At 36.6% G+C, this 17820-nt stretch carries 15 protein-coding genes; 1 reads left to right on the plus strand and 14 read right to left on the minus strand.

Annotated elements, in window-relative coordinates:
• Positions 1–4: 4 nt before the first annotated feature.
• The 13 genes from A6749_RS10660 to A6749_RS10720 all read right to left on the minus strand — a co-directional run bounded on the left by A6749_RS10660 (position 5) and on the right by A6749_RS10720 (position 14415).
• Positions 5–1102, minus strand: coding sequence for a GNAT family N-acetyltransferase (locus tag A6749_RS10660; RefSeq protein WP_066389201.1), 1098 nt, complete (start codon positions 1100–1102; stop codon positions 5–7).
• 11 nt (positions 1103–1113) lie between these two features.
• Positions 1114–2202, minus strand: a complete 1089-nt coding sequence (locus tag A6749_RS10665) for a glycosyltransferase family 4 protein (RefSeq protein WP_066389207.1) — start codon at positions 2200–2202, stop codon at positions 1114–1116.
• A gap of 119 nt (positions 2203–2321) precedes the next feature.
• Positions 2322–4283 (minus strand): alginate lyase family protein, encoded by a 1962-nt coding sequence (locus A6749_RS10670; RefSeq protein WP_084797804.1) that lies wholly within the window; start codon positions 4281–4283, stop codon positions 2322–2324.
• 30 nt (positions 4284–4313) lie between these two features.
• Positions 4314–5483, minus strand: coding sequence for a glycosyltransferase family protein (locus tag A6749_RS10675; RefSeq protein ID WP_066389210.1), 1170 nt, complete (start codon positions 5481–5483; stop codon positions 4314–4316).
• A gap of 34 nt (positions 5484–5517) precedes the next feature.
• Positions 5518–6672: a glycosyltransferase family 1 protein gene (locus A6749_RS10680; protein ID WP_066389211.1), complete on the minus strand. Its 1155-nt coding sequence runs from the start codon at positions 6670–6672 to the stop codon at positions 5518–5520.
• An 18-nt stretch (positions 6673–6690) separates the two neighbouring features.
• Positions 6691–7584: an NAD-dependent epimerase/dehydratase family protein gene (locus A6749_RS10685; protein WP_066389212.1), complete on the minus strand. Its 894-nt coding sequence runs from the start codon at positions 7582–7584 to the stop codon at positions 6691–6693.
• Complete coding sequence (locus A6749_RS10690) at positions 7581–8240, minus strand: sugar transferase (protein WP_066389214.1); 660 nt, start codon at positions 8238–8240, stop codon at positions 7581–7583. Before A6749_RS10690 ends, A6749_RS10685 begins: the two co-directional genes overlap by 4 nt.
• Positions 8240–9064: a formyltransferase family protein gene (locus tag A6749_RS10695; protein ID WP_066389217.1), complete on the minus strand. Its 825-nt coding sequence runs from the start codon at positions 9062–9064 to the stop codon at positions 8240–8242. Before A6749_RS10695 ends, A6749_RS10690 begins: the two co-directional genes overlap by 1 nt.
• A gap of 20 nt (positions 9065–9084) precedes the next feature.
• Complete coding sequence (locus A6749_RS10700) at positions 9085–9765, minus strand: PIG-L deacetylase family protein (protein ID WP_066389219.1); 681 nt, start codon at positions 9763–9765, stop codon at positions 9085–9087.
• Between the two features lie 20 nt (positions 9766–9785).
• A complete protein-coding gene (locus tag A6749_RS10705; RefSeq protein ID WP_066389221.1) occupies positions 9786–11612 on the minus strand; it encodes a polysaccharide biosynthesis protein in 1827 nt (608 codons plus the stop codon).
• Positions 11613–12107: 495 nt separating this feature from the next.
• A complete protein-coding gene (locus tag A6749_RS10710) occupies positions 12108–12872 on the minus strand; it encodes a tyrosine-protein phosphatase (protein WP_066389231.1) in 765 nt (254 codons plus the stop codon).
• A gap of 99 nt (positions 12873–12971) precedes the next feature.
• Positions 12972–13676 (minus strand): CpsD/CapB family tyrosine-protein kinase, encoded by a 705-nt coding sequence (locus A6749_RS10715; RefSeq protein ID WP_066389235.1) that lies wholly within the window; start codon positions 13674–13676, stop codon positions 12972–12974.
• Entirely contained in the window at positions 13666–14415 is a 750-nt protein-coding gene (locus A6749_RS10720; protein ID WP_066389237.1) for a YveK family protein, read from the minus strand. Before A6749_RS10720 ends, A6749_RS10715 begins: the two co-directional genes overlap by 11 nt.
• Before the next feature lie 261 nt (positions 14416–14676).
• On the opposite strand from A6749_RS10720, the gene A6749_RS10725 reads away from it, so the two are divergent.
• Positions 14677–15486 (plus strand): SGNH/GDSL hydrolase family protein, encoded by an 810-nt coding sequence (locus A6749_RS10725; RefSeq protein WP_066389239.1) that lies wholly within the window; start codon positions 14677–14679, stop codon positions 15484–15486.
• Positions 15487–15585: 99 nt separating this feature from the next.
• On the opposite strand, the gene A6749_RS28610 is transcribed toward A6749_RS10725, so the two are convergent.
• A complete protein-coding gene (locus tag A6749_RS28610; protein WP_066389242.1) occupies positions 15586–17793 on the minus strand; it encodes a patatin-like phospholipase family protein in 2208 nt (735 codons plus the stop codon).
• Positions 17794–17820: the final 27 nt, after the last annotated feature.

Raw genomic sequence — 17820 nt, forward strand, 5'->3', positions numbered from 1 at the left:
AATTTTACACCTGTTTGTTTAAAATTCTCTTGGAATATTCAAAGAGCTTCTTTATTCTTCTGCCTTTTTTAGCATCTGTATTCCATAGGTCAAGTTGGTAAACCAACATAAAATCATCAGTCCACTCAAACTTCCATGGATACCTTCCTGCACCAAAATCAAAAGTATTTGATATTTGATGTTCAAATATATACAGCATCATTTCATAATTAATTACTTTTCCCACGCTATATTTAAAATAGTTAGGATCATACGCAGTATTCCAAGAATGTAATACTCCTTTATATAAATAACAAGTATCATAAATTATTAGCTTTCCATCTTTATCTTGTATCATAAATGTGATTACATTTTTATTATTACTATATAATTTATCCAAAAACCCATAAAATTTTTGATCCTCATACAAGCTACGCCTATCTTTTCTTCCTTCAACCGCTTTTAAATATTCTTGAGTTTTTTTATGCAACTCACTAATTTTCTCTAGTACATTTCCCTCATTACCCTTAATTATATTAAAGGAATAATCAAATTCTCTTTTTAGCTTGTTTCTATACTTTTTAGCACTAGATGTTACAAACTTCTGTTTATATTCATCCCAATTTTTAAATTGTTTAAATTTTAATTGGGGGCATTCTATAAGATATTTTAGATTTGCATTGTACATGTTTTGTTTCAATAGAAATGCAGCAAGCTTTGAATTGTTTTTTATATGGGTAAGGTTTAACCTATCCCATAAATGTTTATTTTGATCAATACAATTAAACATTTCCTTAACTATGGTTAATTCATTATTATTATGTCTGTTTAGTACAACTCCAAGGAAATCGCCTTTCCCTAGAAAACCTAATGTATTCCATTCCAAAAACATTCTTTTCTCTTTCTTTATTATAAATGGACCAATCCCTACTATTTCTGCTTCTTCGTATACGCAAATAACAAACAGACTTTTATCTTTATCATTTTTATAAACATCCCACCATGCTTTGGCGTATTCAAAAGTACTATAATAGGTTATATCTTCATCCAGTTCCTGAAGCTTTTCCCAATCTTTTTCTAATTTATAAAACTCATTAGTTGTGGTTATTATTTTCGATAACATTGCTTTCTCCTCTATTTCTCAAGTAAAGTGTTATAAACACGTTTTACTTTTTCGGCATAGTCATTGTTTCCCAGATCTCTTAACAAACTCTTGAATTGATTATAATTTTCAATTACTTCGGTCACTTTAGTTAGCAAATCATCCTGATCCCTTGTATTAAAAATAATGGTCCCTTCCGGTCTCTCCACTATGTCACTTGCTATTGTTGGTATATGAAAATATAGTGCCTCCCTAACTGATATAGCGTCCCCATCAGTGTTCGTGGGTCTAATAAATATAGATGCCAATTTTATTATAGGAAACATTTCTACCTTTTCAGTTACGAATAAAAAACTATCTTCTAGCTGGAGGTTTTTAATTTCCTTTTTAAGCCGTTGGAAATATTTCCCATTTTCTATTTGAGGTAAGAAAAATATAAAGCCAGCTTTAATCCCTTGCTGCCTTAAAGAAGATAATAGTTCAATACACATATCAATACCGTACAAATCTTCATTCTTATAAAATCTAATCCCTGACGCATTTGCAGTTAAAACAATTTCGTGTGCCGGTAAGAAATCCGTTACTATTTTCGGGATAACATCCTCATCCAAAGGACGAATAAAGGCTGGAATAACTGTTATCTTATCATGATTACATCCAAATTTAATAAGCTTCGTTTTTTCATTATTACCAACTGCAATAAAATGATCACCCAACATTAAAACTGATTTTACAATCCCTTTTTTTATAAAGTTAAAATTTTCTATTTCATCTCTAAAACTATGAAAAGTAAAGCAAACCTTCGATTTTTTTACCTTTCCGATTATTATTAATAAGAATCTTATAATCCAATTATGGGAATGATAATGGATTATCTTATTCTTACCAAACAATAACAACTTTAGTAAAAATAGTACTTTGCTTCCTGAAAAAAGGTAAGGTGGTTTTTTTATTTCAGCTTTGCCTTGTTTACTATCATCAAAAATAGCAAATTCCTCTTTGGTGTTCATCATTAAGAAGTGACCTAAACGTTTTAAATGAATTGATAGTCCACCAATGGGTGGTGGATATGGCCCTATTATTAATATTTTCTTTTGTAAATAGTTATTTGTTTCTTTCATATTAGGCTTTTTTCTCCCATTTACTTTTTAAGCAAGGCTATAAAAAATTCACTAATTTCTTTAATTAGTGAATCAGGTATGTTAACGCAACAAAATGTATAGGTAAATGTTAAATACAATTAGAATTTGATAAAAGTTGTATAACATAAATTTCCTTCACTCAGAGTAGTAGAGATTTTATTACTTTGCACCTTTACCCCATAACTCGGAGAAATAAAGGTCTCTGTTATTGAAATGTCATTATCAAAAACCACTTCAATATGATCATTTAGAATGATATGTCGATTATTTATTTTTCTAAGTTCTAAATTTTCATTTAATATCCAATTTAGTTTACTTTCATTAAATTTATTTACAGAGTCTTTTATAAATAAGGTTTTATTAATAAAATTGTAAATAATTTCTCTCCTATGGATTATCCCGTACTCCTTTTCAAATCCATCATGCTCTCCTATAAAGATAACTTCATCATCGTTTTGTTCAAACTTGATGAGTTTAGTGTTTGCATTGTTTAATATTCTGAATAATTGCCTTTCCTCGATCTGATGCTGTTCTGAATTATTAACTTGGAGAGTATTATGATAGCCGGTACCTCTAAACAAATTCCTTTGCTCAAAATCTGAAGTATAAACAAACGTTCCTGGATCAATGAAAATATCCCTTCCATCAATTTGAAGTTCAATACTTAATTGATCATTGTGGTTATGCCCTTCAATCCCGGGTTTCCATACACTACCACACCGAATTAACAGATAGATTCTTTCGTCCCTAATGAGATAGTAACCCATTTCTGCATAAATCTTAGAAATTAAATTTTTTTCTTGTAAATAACTATAGTCCTTAATTTCACCAAATAACCATAGGGCATCTATTCTCTCAGATCCTGCAAAATATCTAAAATCATTTCTATCGAAATATTCTCCAGCTACCCCCAAAATATGTCTGTGGTCTCTTTTCTCTTCTGTTCCAAAGCGAGAAAGAATATGCAATCTCCCATTATCGGCATCTCCTATCTGAGGAGCAAGACCATTGTCTTTAGTATAATGCATAATAAATTCACACATTTTTTCCAGTTTATCCATATAAACTTTAGGAAATGTTATCCCATTACTTTCAGCTAATATTGTTGTACTTAAAAATAATTCAGTTACAAGTCGATGATATGGGATTGAGGCTTCAAAATCGGTGCCCTCTGAATTTACCTGATAATCCATTTCCTTAATAAGACCTTTAACCCCTTTATCTAGCCATTTCTTCGAATGTTTGTCAAATCCATTAAAGAAAATCCCTAGCCAAGTCAATCCGACTAAATTTGATAAATAGTGATTGTTACCATGCCCATTAACAAGACGCTCTAAATTATTTATTATAAACCTTCCAGATAAATACAAATGTTTATAAAACATAACCCAAAAATCAGAAGATAAAACTTTTGAATTTTTAAAATAATAGGATCCTATTATCCAATTTATGTTACGAATAGATACATCCATGGTACAAGTCCAATTTACTCCAATCGCGACAGGGTTCTCTTTTATCCAATCATCAATTTGACTCATAAATTCAATAGCATATTTTTCATTTCCGGTTAACCAATATGCTTGCCCTAATGTTGGTATATGTTGAAACCGTGATAATTCCCATGGAACCTTCACATCTGAGTTATTTGACAGATCTACTGTTTTAATCTTCTTAAAATACTCTTGTGGCCAAGTAAATCCAGTTTTAAAATCTTGATGCCAATTTATTTTTTCCCCAAGACTCTTTTTTCCACTACCTAGAAGGTCGAATATATGTTCACAAATTTGTTCAGCTTGATAAATAATTTCTTTTTCTATTTTCAAGGAACGCAGTGTATGAGTATAGTAGTCCTTATTTGTAACTTTAAAAAAGAAATTTTCATTAGGAGTAAAGTCTTTAAATTTACTATTAGGAAAATCAATAGGGCGTTTATCCAAAATTTTTGCAGATAATGAATGATATAACTGGTTATAAATTTTTTGGCTAATCTTCTTCAAAACTTCATTAAACTTGTATTTCCCTTTAGCATACTTATATTGATAAAGAAATTTATTTATCATAACTTGTACTCCCTATTTAAAAACTCTAACTTATTGCTTAAATTCATTTTTTATTTTTTCAAGAATTATACGTTGATTAGTTGCCATATCGAAATAATCTTGATAAGTACTCTTTATTTCTTTATATTGTTTATTGTGATAGAGATTTTTAACCTTATCAATCCAGTCTTTTTGTGATAACTTTATAAAGTCGCTCTTTCCAAAAGCAGCAATTAAATCATCTATAACTCCAATTTCACCATCGTAAAGTATTGGGACGTTCTGACTTAGATACTCTGCAATTTTTGTTGGTGCTGCTACTTTATTTACAATACTATTATTTCTAATCACTAAACCTAAATCACTTAAGTTTAAATAATATTTAACCTGGTCATACTTGACAGACCTTATTGAAACATCATCCTTTATTAAATGAGGAACAGAAATTCTACCATTTGTTAATATTAACAACTTAGCAGAATTTATTTCTGTTTTGATACTAAGAAAGACATCAAAAAGACTATTAATACTTTGCCATGCTGCAACGGAACCTATATATATTAGATAAAAGTTCTTTGGATTATAGTTAATCTCTTTTTTTATTTCAGCTAATTGACCTTCTTCTAGATTATGATATGAATTAAGAGTTGGTACTATAAAATATTTTCTTTCTGTTGAATAATTATAATTTTCTAATAAATAATCCCTTAAGTTATTTGTTACAAAAGAATAAATATCACAATTATCCTTTGCATATAAAACAGCATTTTTTTTAACTCTTTTATTCAAACTATAAATTAAGTTATTTTTACCTCTAAAATCTAACTCTTCTACAGGTAAACCGCGATTATCGAATAATATTTTTTTGTTTGTAAAATCCTTAAATGCTTTGTGCGCAATATACGTAGATAGTTCACCTCTACAGTGTATTAACAATGGCTCATCCTTTTTAAACTTTGATTCTATACTCATTTTTAGCCTAATGGCATCTAAATTTAGTTGTAAAAATGTTAAGGGGGGTAAAGAACTAAATGTAATAAAATTATTTAGGAACCCAGAAATTTTTTTTTCTACTTCTTCCTTTTTAAAAAAAGTTTCATGATTTCTAAATAAGTACAGGTTCACTTTATAATCATTTTTTAATAAACTTAGATACTCCAATACCTGAGAATTAAAAACCATAGTGTTATCTTCTCTATACACAATATAAATAATCTGCATTTATTCCCCTACCTCATGTAACATTCTAAACCCTTTAAATTATTTGGTCTTTTGTTATACCGTTATGTCTGTTAATGTAAAAATCCTGCATCCATTCTGATACTGTCTTAATGTCATATCCAGCCTTTATTATTTTATCTCTAGTAGTTTCTCTATTTAAACAATTAGAGAAGTCCAGAATCTCTTTTGCCCAAGCTTGGGGTCCTATCGATAAAGGGAGAAATTTAATATTTCCTGTAATATCTGTTTCAGTAGTAATCGCATCGGACATAACACACTTAAGTCCAGCTGCTTGCGCCTCAACCCCAACTACAGGTAAGCCTTCAAAGTGTGATGGCATAACAAAGATATCCATCGCCTGCATTAATCCAGCAATATCAGATCTTTTCCCCAGGATTTTAACTTTATTATTTAAATTTAGCAGATTGACCTTCGATTCTATTTCATTTCTTAATACACCTTCACCTATTAGTAAAAGAACACTCTCTGGATTAATTTTAACTAATTCATTAAAAATATCTATTAAATAGTCATGATTTTTTTGATAATAAAATCTTCCCACGTGGCCTATTACTAGCTTATTATCTAATTTTAATGACTCTCTATACACTTTTCGCCTGTCTTCATTATAATCATATAATTTAGAATCTATAGCATTGTGAATTATTTTTACTTTTTTTTCTGTAATATTTTTTTTACTAAACATCCATTCAGCTGCCTTCTCTGAACAAGAAAAATACTCGTTAGAAACCCTTTCTATAGGTAGTTGTAGTATATTCGTTACAACCCCTGTTAAACCTTGTCTAGCACGTGCTAAATGACTATGAGCTATACAACATTTAACTCCATGTCTCCTTGCAATTGGCATATAAATAGAAGCGGTATTTGTCATATGGCCATGGACTACCTTAAATTCTTGGTGCTCCTTAAAAAAGGCTTTTAAGGCTTTTATATATTGGAAAATCTTATGATAATTGGTTTTTGTGGTAGTTTTTATTACTGGCATCTCAAATATCCTACCACCTAATGATCTAATTTCTTCATTGTAATCTGCTTCTTCTCCATAATGCGCTAAAAAATCAAACTGCACTTTCGATCTATCAATATTCCTGTAGATATTCATTATTAACGTTTCAAGTCCCGCTCTTTCCATTCGCCCCACAACTTGTAATACCCTGATTGGTGCCATTGTTACCCTCCAAGAAATTTATTTACTACTTAAAGAATTTAAATCTTTTTTGCTTATTGTTTTTATAGTTTCTTCAAAAGGGATAGTTTCATAACCACATAATCTATTGTTAATCAAAGTGCCGGGACAACCCGGCATTTCTCTATCGTAGACAAACGATCCAAAAACCTTTCGTAAGGTTTCAGACTTATTAAGTCCTATTTTAATAAATATGTTTAGTATTTTTGTTGATTTAATTTCCCTACCATGAGCCTTAGCTATATGCTCTACTAGTTTAGTCGTATTTACATACTCCTTATTTTGAGGAAAATACAGTCCTCCAACACCATCTTCAATTAGCTGACGAATAAATTCCGATAAATTATCTATATATATCATACTCCGCTTATTTTCTATATCAGGAAAAAATGGTAGCCTTAAAGCTAAATTTTCTAGCCTCCTATAATTACCTGGACAGCCCTTTCCATAAACTATTGGTGGCCGGAGAATCACCACTTTAAAATCATCGGATTCAATTTCCAATAAAAGCTTTTCTGCTTCATATTTTGACTGTGCATACCGAGTTTTTGGTACAGGAATAGTATTTTTTGTAATATATCCTGTCTCTTTACCATAAACACCCATTGTACTTAGAAATATAAATTGCTTAACGCCTTCTTGTTTTGCCTTTTTGGCGAGTTCCATTGTTAAATCTCTGTTTATTTTAAAATAATTAGATGTATCATTTTCTCTAATATGAACAATAGCAGCGGTATGAAAAATGACATCATAGCCAATAAATGAACTTTCCTTCCAACGACCATCTCTTACACTAATAGCATTTACAAAATACTTATCAGGATATTGTGAAACCCACTTTTGAAATGAAGTACCTATATAACTATTAATACCTGTAATAAGTATCTTTTTCATCGTAAAACATTCTCCTCTTTAGCACTTGCTGCTTCTGTAGATCCTAAATTTATATCAACTAAACACTTATTGAAATATTTATCTTCCCCAAATAATACAACACTAATAGTCCTAATAATTATTTTCAAATCAAGCCACAGGCTGAAATGCTCTACATAATAAACATCTAGTATATATCGATCCTCTAGCGAGAGATAAATATTGCCACTTACTTGTGCTAGCCCTGTCATTCCAGGATTTATATTAAGTCTTTTAGAAATTTCATCCGTATAATCAGCAAGTGATGCTACACGTTCAGGACGTGGTCCAACAAGACTCATTTCTCCTTTTAATACATTCAGCACTTGTGGGATTTCATCAAGTTTACTTCTTCTAAGAAACCTGCCAATTGCGGTAATACGATCATCATCTTTCGTTACTTCTTGGCCTTTGACCATTTTTTCTGACCCAGGTTTCATAGTCCGAAATTTGTAAACCTTAAAAATTTTCTTGTTTAACCCCGGTCGGTCTTGTAAGAAAAACACAGGACCTGTTGAAGTTGCCTTAATTAAAATTGAGATTATCAACCATATTGGAAGAAACGGAATTAAAACAATTAAGGAAACTACGATATCAAACAAACGTTTAATTAACTTTTGAAATTTCTTATCCTCCATTACAGTCCCTCTATTTCAAAATCAATAGGAGTCAAAAACCCATCAACGAGTTTTATTTCGCCATTATCTTTACTTGTTTTTGCTGACCATATCCTCATTTTTCTATTTCCATCTTTGTAAAAAGCTCCAGGATAGGGTCTTGTTACAGCTCTAACTAATTTATCTGCTTCATCAATAGTCATACTATTAAAAATCTCGCCATCCTCCGGCTTTCTACCGGGCCATTCGGTGGCTTGAGCGTCATTTTGTTTTGTAAGAGTAATGTTATTGTTTACGATATCGCTATAATACTTTGAAATTAATGTAATATGCATATCATCGACTTTTTGATAAAGTTCAGTTGCCGTTGTATTATCTTCTATTTTTAGAATTCCTTGGCCAATAATATCTCCTGTATCTACGCCCTCATCTAACTTAAACATTGTTACTCCAGTTTCCTTTAATCCCTTTATAATTGCCCAAGGTATTGCCGCTCTACCTCTACCAACTGGCAACAAAGTTGGATGCATTCCAATACAGCCAAAAGTTGGAGTTTGAAGAACTTCTTTTTTAGCAATCTGTGACCAACCAATAATAAATAGCCAATCAATTTGCTGTTCCTTTAGAGCATCTATAACTTCTTGATCATTAATATTATTAATTTTCAAAAGAGGAGCATTGTTTTTAGCTGCGATATCATCAAGGTATATTCTTCCAGACTTATTCTTAGCCTTTTCATCTTTTAGTGTAATAAGTAATTCTAGGTTTCCACCAATTCTATATATCTCTTCAATGCAACTTAGACCTAATTGAACACAAGTTGCAAATGCAATTCTCTTTTTCAATTTACATCCCCACTTTTTAATTAAAGTCCGCGTCGAAATACACTTTCAAAAGCTTCAGCATAAACCATTCCGGATTGTCCACCACGGTAGGCAGCAAGCCCTTTTATCGCTTCCCTGCTTCTAGGATGAGGATAGTCTCTCATGACTCCACGATACTGTGCTAAAGCTTCTATTTTCTTTTCTACACTTGTCTCTCCTACTTCAAAGAAGGTATTTGGTGAGAACTGATTAAATGTTTTATTTAATCCCCACTCAGTAGACGAAGGAACCTCCATAAATAACAGTTCTTTTAATGGTGCAATATCACTTCTTCTTTGGAACAATCTTACTGCAGCCTGACAAGCAAGAGACGTGTGTAAATGATCGTTATTTAAATCTGCTGGGTGGTGAGTAAATACTACATCTGCATTTGTTTCTATTATTGCTTTTTCAATAAATTGAACTAATTTTAAATGGGATACGTTGTTTAATTCAATATTAGGAAAGTCACCTTTTATCACTTTATCAACACCTAATATTTTCATTGAACTGTTAACATCATCATCAAGCTCTTCGGTAGAAGGTCTGTGATTCCTCACTTTAACTTCACCTGATAAAATACACACATTAACCGAATGACCGGCTTGTGCAAGCTTATACATGGTAGCGCCTGCCCCTAAAACTTCATCATCTGGATGTGCAACAACTACTAAATATGACATTTTAATTCCTCACTTAATTTTTAATTTGCTTCAACTAAGGCAGTAACACATTCAAATTTATTATTAGCCACCGCAATCAAAGTATCATGCATTTCCTTCTCAGACATATCAAGCAAACTACCAATCAATTTTCTTAAGACATCCTCATGAATAACCTTAGCCTTGCCAATATGAATCTTCTCGAAGACCTGCTCTGGATGTACTTCATTCTCATTCAAAAGCTCTTCATACATCTTCTCCCCAGGGCGCAGCCCGGTAAAATGGATCCCTATTTCTTCTATATTATATCCCGATAGTTTAATTAGATTTTTTGCAAGGTCCACAATCTTAACCGGCTCACCCATATCTAGCACAAACACCTCGCCGCCACGTGCTAATGATCCTGCTTGGATAACTAGACGTGATGCTTCTGGAATCGTCATAAAATAACGTGTCATTTCTGGATGAGTTACCGTGACCGGTCCGCCAGCTTGTATTTGTTTTTTAAACAAAGGAATGACACTACCGCGGCTGCCAAGTACATTCCCAAACCGTACCGCAACAAACTTGGTCTTGCTGGTGGTTGCTAAACTCTGAATAACCATCTCAGCGAACCGCTTCGTCGCTCCCATTACATTCGGAGGATTCACTGCTTTATCCGAAGAAATCATCACAAAAGTATTCACACCGAAGGTGTCCGCCGCCTCTGCAACATTCTTAGTACCAAATATATTATTCTTCACCGCTTCACGAGGATTATATTCCATAAGTGGGACATGCTTATGTGCTGCTGCATGATAAACAACAAACGGTCGATGCTCTTCTATGATTTCAAAGATTCTATTGCGATCTTGTATGTCACCAATTACAGGGACAATCTCAATCTGTCCTTGATATTTATTACGCAGCTCCATATCAATCTGATAAATACTGTTTTCCCCATGTCCAACCAAAACAATTTTACTAGGATAAAACTTGCATATCTGCCGGCAAATCTCTGATCCGATTGAACCGCCTGCACCTGTAACTAATATCGTTTTATCGCTAACCTTTTCAGAAATACTGCCGATATCTAATACGACCGGTTCTCTTCCTAGAAGATCCTCTACCTGGACATCACGGAATTGATTGACGGAGACTTTTCCGGTCATGATGTCTTCGATTCTAGGAATTATTTGTGTCTTTGCTTTTGTTTTGGCACATTCATCAAAGATGCGATTTAGTTCTATCTTTTTTAAAGAAGGAATGGCAATAATGATGTGTTCAACCTGAAATTTTTCAACTGCTTCTACAATTTTATTCGAACTGCCGACTACCGGAAGTCCGAGGATATCTAACTTGAACTTCTTAGGGTCATCATCAATAAACGCGACCGGCTTTAAATCGACATCAACGTTATGCAGCAATTGCCGTGCCACCATGGTTCCGCCCGCTCCGGCGCCGATGATCAGCGTTCGCTTGATGTCTTCCTGTTTATTTATGACATTATCGCGGAACATCCGCCACGAAAATCGTGAGCCACCGATAAATAACACATGCAGCATCCACGTAATCGCAAGTGCCCGAACATAAATATTGCCGAAGAACAGCTTTTGCATGATTCCTGTCACCATAATCGTAAAAGTCACCGCTTTGGCAATCGCAATCAGCTCACCGATGCTCGCATATTGCCATGCCTTGTTATACAGCTTATAAATCGATGCAAATACATGATGACTGATTAGCAGCGTTATCGACGTAGCCAGCAGCATTGTATTTTCAAAAATCGAAAGTTTTGGAACTAAGATAAAATAGCTTATGTACACTGCTGTTAACACAATAGCTGAATCAAGTATTGCGAGAGCAGCCAACCTCTTCCCATATGTCACTAGACATTCCCCCATTTTTCCTCTTATCAAATAAGCCTTTCCCTCAAAAAAGGCGGTGAGAGCAAAGCTAAACTTCAAATTATTAATAAACTAAACTAGATAAATTATTTAGGTATGACTTGTAGAGCCAAAAATATATTTTTTTGCGACGCTCCGTTCCTTTACTTTTCGGGCAAAAAAATAAATACCTAATGGAATTGCAAGTGTCATTACACTTAACCTTTCATTAAGTATTTATTATTGTTTATGTGTATTTTTAATTGGGCATCTAACCCACCCTCACACCATGCTCTTGACGACGCAGCGTCTAAGGTCCATTTTCCAATAGACCCACAGCATGGCCGAGTGCCCCCATGTATAACGGACAGGAAGCTTCGCCGGTCAGGGATGATGTACCTGATAAGATGTCAAAATTGTGATTTTAAATACTTTATTGCTTTATTAATTAAACAGCCCGAAAGGGAGCACCCTATTTATTCACAAATCTAACATCCGCTAGAAAATCTTAAAAAACTTCTTCTTTTTGATCCGTTCTGGTACCTCTTTATAAACATGAAGTCCTTCTACAATATGGGCTGCATTTTCTTGCAATACAAACATCATTTCATTTCCATACTTTGCTTGAATGACGCTAAAAGCATCGCGCATTTTAAAGCCGCGGTTTGTAGTGTTATGGGCATCTGAAGCAACCATATGCGCTAGATTCGCTTCCACTAAATTCAGCGAAAATTGCATTATCTTTTTACCAAAATCCCCTGTGAGGCTGGCAGCTGTCACTTGTGACAATGCGCCTTTTTTCACAAACTGATAGAGGAGATCCGGTTTCTCGATGATTTCCTGGTTTCGCTCCGGATGCACGATAATAGGGATCAGGCCATTTACCTGCAGGTCATAAAACAACCTATCCGCGTATCTCGGTACGTGTGCGGATGAGAACTCCACCAATACATATTTGCTGCCATTGACTGGCTGGATTTCTCCCTTTTGAAAGCCTTCTACCATTTCACCGTGAATCCGGACTTCCTGCCCAGGGACAATCTTTAGGTCTATTTTTTCCGATTGCAGGATTTGGTTTAACTCATCTACTTTATTTAAGATTACTTGTTTCGGATTTTTATATTGGTTATTTAAATGATGGGGTGTCGCCACAATGGTATCGATTCCATGTTCGACAGCCTGCTTTGCCATGCGAATGCTATCCGACACATCTTGTGCCCCATCATCTAACCCAGGCAATATGTGACAATGTACATCAATCATTTACGACAACTCTTTCCAGTTAATTGTGAAAAATGTGTGACAATCTCATCGTACCACCGTCGAAAGTCCTAGTAAAGGGATGAAATTTGTCGAAAGTTGTCAATTAGTACCATAATAATAGTAATAATCTCCCTTTTGGGCTTCCTTCGCGTTTAACACGACTCCCAGCAATTTGCTCTGGGCATTCTGCAGTAGTTCTTTCCCTTTCTTTGCGGATTCAATTTCTGTTTTTTCACTGAAGACAACGAGAATGGTACCATCACATTTATTGGCGATAATTTGCGGGTCGGCTACTGCTAATAATGGCGGCGTATCAAATAAAACGTAGTCAAACAGCTCCTTCACCTCTTCCATGAACTGTTCCATAGATTTGGAGCTTAATAGTTCAGCTGGATTCGGCGGAATCGGTCCGCTCGGCAAAATATACAGGTCTGACTCACTTGTTGCGACAACTGTTTTTTCAAGTGACCGCTGCTTTGTTAACACGGTGGTGAAACCAAATAGGTTTTCTGTCGCGAATGTGTGATGGACCGTTGGTTTACGCAGGTCAGCATCGACAAGCAGGACTTTTTTACCAAGCTGAGCAAATGTCACTGCTAGATTCGCAACTGTCGTAGATTTCCCTTCCGCCGGGCCGGAAGAGGTGACCATAATCGTTCTAATTTCATTATCTATAGAAGAAAATTGGATATTGGTCCGTACCGTACGATATTGCTCGGAGATTGGCGACTTCGGTGCAATCGCTGTGATTAATTTACGCCTTGCATCTTTACTAACTAGTTTCTTCTTTTTTCTAAGAGCCATGAGTCTCACCTCTTACTGTCGTATTTCTAGCCTCGCGGCGTCTGCTTAATTCCTCTAGCTTCTGGTCCTCAATCGGCGCAATTACACCTAAGATTGGCAGACCAAGTTCTTTTTCGATATCTAGCTCGTTTTTGATGGTGTTATCCAAGTATTCTAGTAAGAAGGCGATCCCAACACCGGCCATTAAACCGACAACGATGGCAATCGCAATATTTAATAATGGCTGAGGTTTAATTGGCGATGGGTTATCTGCCACTTTTGCTGGCGAAATAATATGGACGTTATTAATACTCATAAAACTAACGATTTTTTTCTGAAATACTTCAGCTGTTTTGTTGGCAATGACTGCTGCTGTTTTTGGACTAGGGTCTTGCACTGAGAGATTCAACAATTGGGATCCGTTATCACTGGAAACGGTAATTTTTGAAGCTAATTGTTCAGCCGTCATGTTTAGATTTAAATCTTTAGAGACGATTTCTAAAACGGGCGGACTTTTGATAATCCCACTGTAGGTATTGATTAATGCCAGGTTGGTTTGTACTTCTCCTGGATTATATATAGATTGTTCACTTTTTGATTGATTTACGAGAATGAGTGTTGAAGCTTGGTAAATTGGGGTTAGCACAAAGAAACTGACAATCCCGCTGATGATTGCCGCTACTAAGGTGATCGACACGATTAACATCAAACGTTTTTTCAACGTTTCAAACAACTCTTTTAAACTGATGGTCTCTTCCATTTCGGGTTTGGCCCTCCTACATATTGTTACAAACATATGACATTATACCATAAACCTGTCATATTTTTAGTGAATTTGTCATTATTTGTTTCGCTGATTTAATTAAACACCTTTTTGTAAGAAATTTGAAGGAAAATTTATAAATTGGTAGGAATTTCTTACGACATAGGAAATTTTGTCTAGTTTATGTCGATTTAAGGGGAATTTGGAAATGTTTATCTGCTATAATAGAGTCGGATTTATTTATTGGGGGTTTTTTTAATGAAGAAGATTCTTACGTTGTTATTAGGGGTGGTCTTCCTCGCTGTCCTGTATCTCGGGCAGTCCCATTGGAATGAACAGCAGCAGGCTGCGAAGGGCGCGGAAAAGGTTGTGAAACAGGAGAGTGCGGATGTTCAGGGGGAGGAAGCTGCCGACGACAGCTCAACTGAGAAACTGCTTGCACTGACAAAGAATTGGCCGGCGGATGCGGTTGAACAGTTAAAGGTGTCGCTTGAGGAAAAGAAGCCATTTAAGATTTTGTTTGTCGGATCTCCAGCTATTGGGTCCAAAGAGACTGGTCCCTTTGCCGATGTGAAGGCTCGGTTGGTTAAGGCATTCGGTGAAGAGCATATAGAGGTTGGTTTGCACACATATGATTCTACGTCAACGCAATTTTTGAAAGACTCGCAGGAGGATGAAATCGCTGCGGAGGCTGCTGATTTGATTGTGTTGGAGCCGCTTATTTTAAAAAATAATGATGCGGGCGTTACGAATAACACGCTAACGGATTTGCGGAAGATTGTAGACGAGGTGAAAACTGTGGTGCCTGACACCAGTTTCATCATTCAGCCGTCTTACCCGCTTTACAAGGCGAAGAACTATCCGAAGCAGGTAGCTGCGCTTAAGAAGTATGCTGAGGAACAGGAGCTTCCTTACCTTGATCATTGGCAAGCCTGGCCTGACAGCAACTCTTCGGAACTGAAAGATTACATGCAGCCAGACTTAAGTGCTCCGAATGAGAAAGGTAACAAGCTGTGGAGTGATTATTTGACAGATTATTTGATAAGTGATGGAAGCGAATCTGAATAAGGGATTCGCTTTTTTGCCGACTTTAGTTGCCGACATTAATGTCAAAATCCACCTGCTTTAGCAGGTGGTCGTTTAAGAATGAAGAATAGTAATCTTGATTTAGCCTTTTGTTGCCCAAACAGGCTTACCGTCTGGCCGGTAAATCACCACATTGCCATCGTCTTGAACTACCAGCCGGCTGCCTGGGTGCTGCCAAGTATTGGATGACCATCGGGGTTGATTGAGAGTGTCATAGATGACAAGATTGCCGTCGGTTTGCATGATACATACCTTCATTTTCCCTACTGTTCCCGACGCCCAGATTGGTTCCCTCTTGACGGTTGTCTGTGGCGGATGAACAATATTGCAGTCACGCAGTTGGTTGCCATATTGTGTAATTTCAGAGTTGATTTTAAGAATCCTAGCGGCAATTGCTGCTTTTCCGCTCCCAACTGCTTCTTTTAGTTCTTCCTGAAGACCGGTACGCTCATTCTTTAGGCTGTTAATCTTGGCTTCAATGGGACGGCATTCCGCTGCAAGACCTGTAACTTTAGAATTTTTATATAGTACCAGATTCCCATCTCCCTGGAAAATGAAGGTGTACACCCCATTCGCTGAGTTAATAGGCTGGTCAATTTCAAGTACCTCACCCGGCTGCATGTCATTCCCTGTTGCAGCTGGATCTGACCACAAACTTCTAGTGGGCTTCCATGGGTGGCGTTCCCAATCATCCCACCAGTTTTTAGCTTCATTTGGGACGGCTCCTCCCGCATCTTGCCGTTCACGTACGAGATCCTTGAGTGTATTCTTTAGTGAACGCACTTCCAGCAATGCCTGCGGATCAGGTTTGATGGTCGGCGCGGGATGCACCGGACGATTATTATCATCGTATTTTAGAAGGAACCCATTGGCTGCGTACTCTCTCTCCCAGATTGCCTGGCGGGTCTGTACTATTAGACTGGTGCGACGAAGATCAGCGAACTCATCGGCAATCCTCAGGTAGTCAGCCTGATTTTGCTTCTTGGCCTGCAAAGTATCATCAGCCCGCATATAACCGTGTGCCATACGGATATCAATAAGACCGGGATCAATGGTCATAATATCGCGTATATCGAAATTAGGCTGGATAATGGTCACATTCACACCCCATCCTAGTGGTGGCTCTGTTTCGTTTAATACAGTTTCATTGGTCATGATGTCATTAGCGGCACGGCCCGCTACATCGACAATATTAGCAACACCCACATCAAATGATGGCAGAAGCTTACCACTTACCACGCTGCGGGCAGCATCTACCGTGCTATCAGATGCAATAATAGCGTAAACATCGGTGGCCCCCTCCTGAATCGCAGCTTGGATCGGTAAGATTTCACGCACTCCTCCGTCTACATAATTCTCATTGCCGAGCTTGACTGGCGGAAAGGCTAAAGGAATCGAAGCGGAAGCAAGCGTGCCTTGTATTAGGTCGACACGGAGCGGATTGGACGGTGTCGGGTGAGCAGCATTGCAGGTACGTAGTTGATTGTTCAGCTGAATAATCTCCACGTTGATTCGGCGAATTCTGGCACCAATTGCAGCTTTTCCGCTGCCAACTGCCTTTTTCATTTCTTCCTGAAGACCGTCACGCTCACTCTTTAGATCTTTAATCTTGCCAGCGATAGATTGGCACTCTGGAGCAAGAAGTGTCGGTGCATGAACTCTTGTCGTGTTATCACGCTCTACTATTTCGCCAGTCTCCGTCACATAGCGCAGATTACCGCTTTCTAGTGCTACTGCAGCTAGACGCAGCTTAATACCGCTCTTCTGTATCTTACTTAAATCCAGCTTAGACGGGTCATACATCTTGGCCTGGATAGGTCCAAGATTATAAAGCGAGCGAGAACGGGCATTCACCACCTTATCGAGTTCACTCTTAAATTCTTCTAAATCTTTGACAGTCTGTGCTAGATCACGGGCGACCCAGACCCAGCCAATAGGGCCAAGGAACAGTTTGCCCATTTCCAAGGCGGCCGTACCAAATTGACTATCAGCTGACTGCTTGAGAAAGGCAGCCACCTTCGAGTTCTTAATGTTGGTCAGCCATTGTTCCTCTTTCCACATGTCATTGTTGCTATTTAATTCGCTCCAGATTTTGATCAGCCCTCGATAACCGCGATTAGAATCGTTGCCGTCCCCTTCTCCCTCGGCCAACTTAATCGCATTAATAGCACCGACCGAACAGCCTGTCAAGACAGCAGGTCGAATATTGCGCTCGTAAAGGTAACGTACTGCGCCAACCTGGAAGTCACCGCGGGCTCCCCCGCCGCTTAATACAATTCCAACACTCATAGGGTCCCCTCCTAATGAATTCTATTT

This window comes from Neobacillus mesonae (assembly GCF_001636315.1).
Classification (GTDB): Bacteria; Bacillota; Bacilli; order Bacillales; family Cytobacillaceae; genus Neobacillus; species Neobacillus mesonae.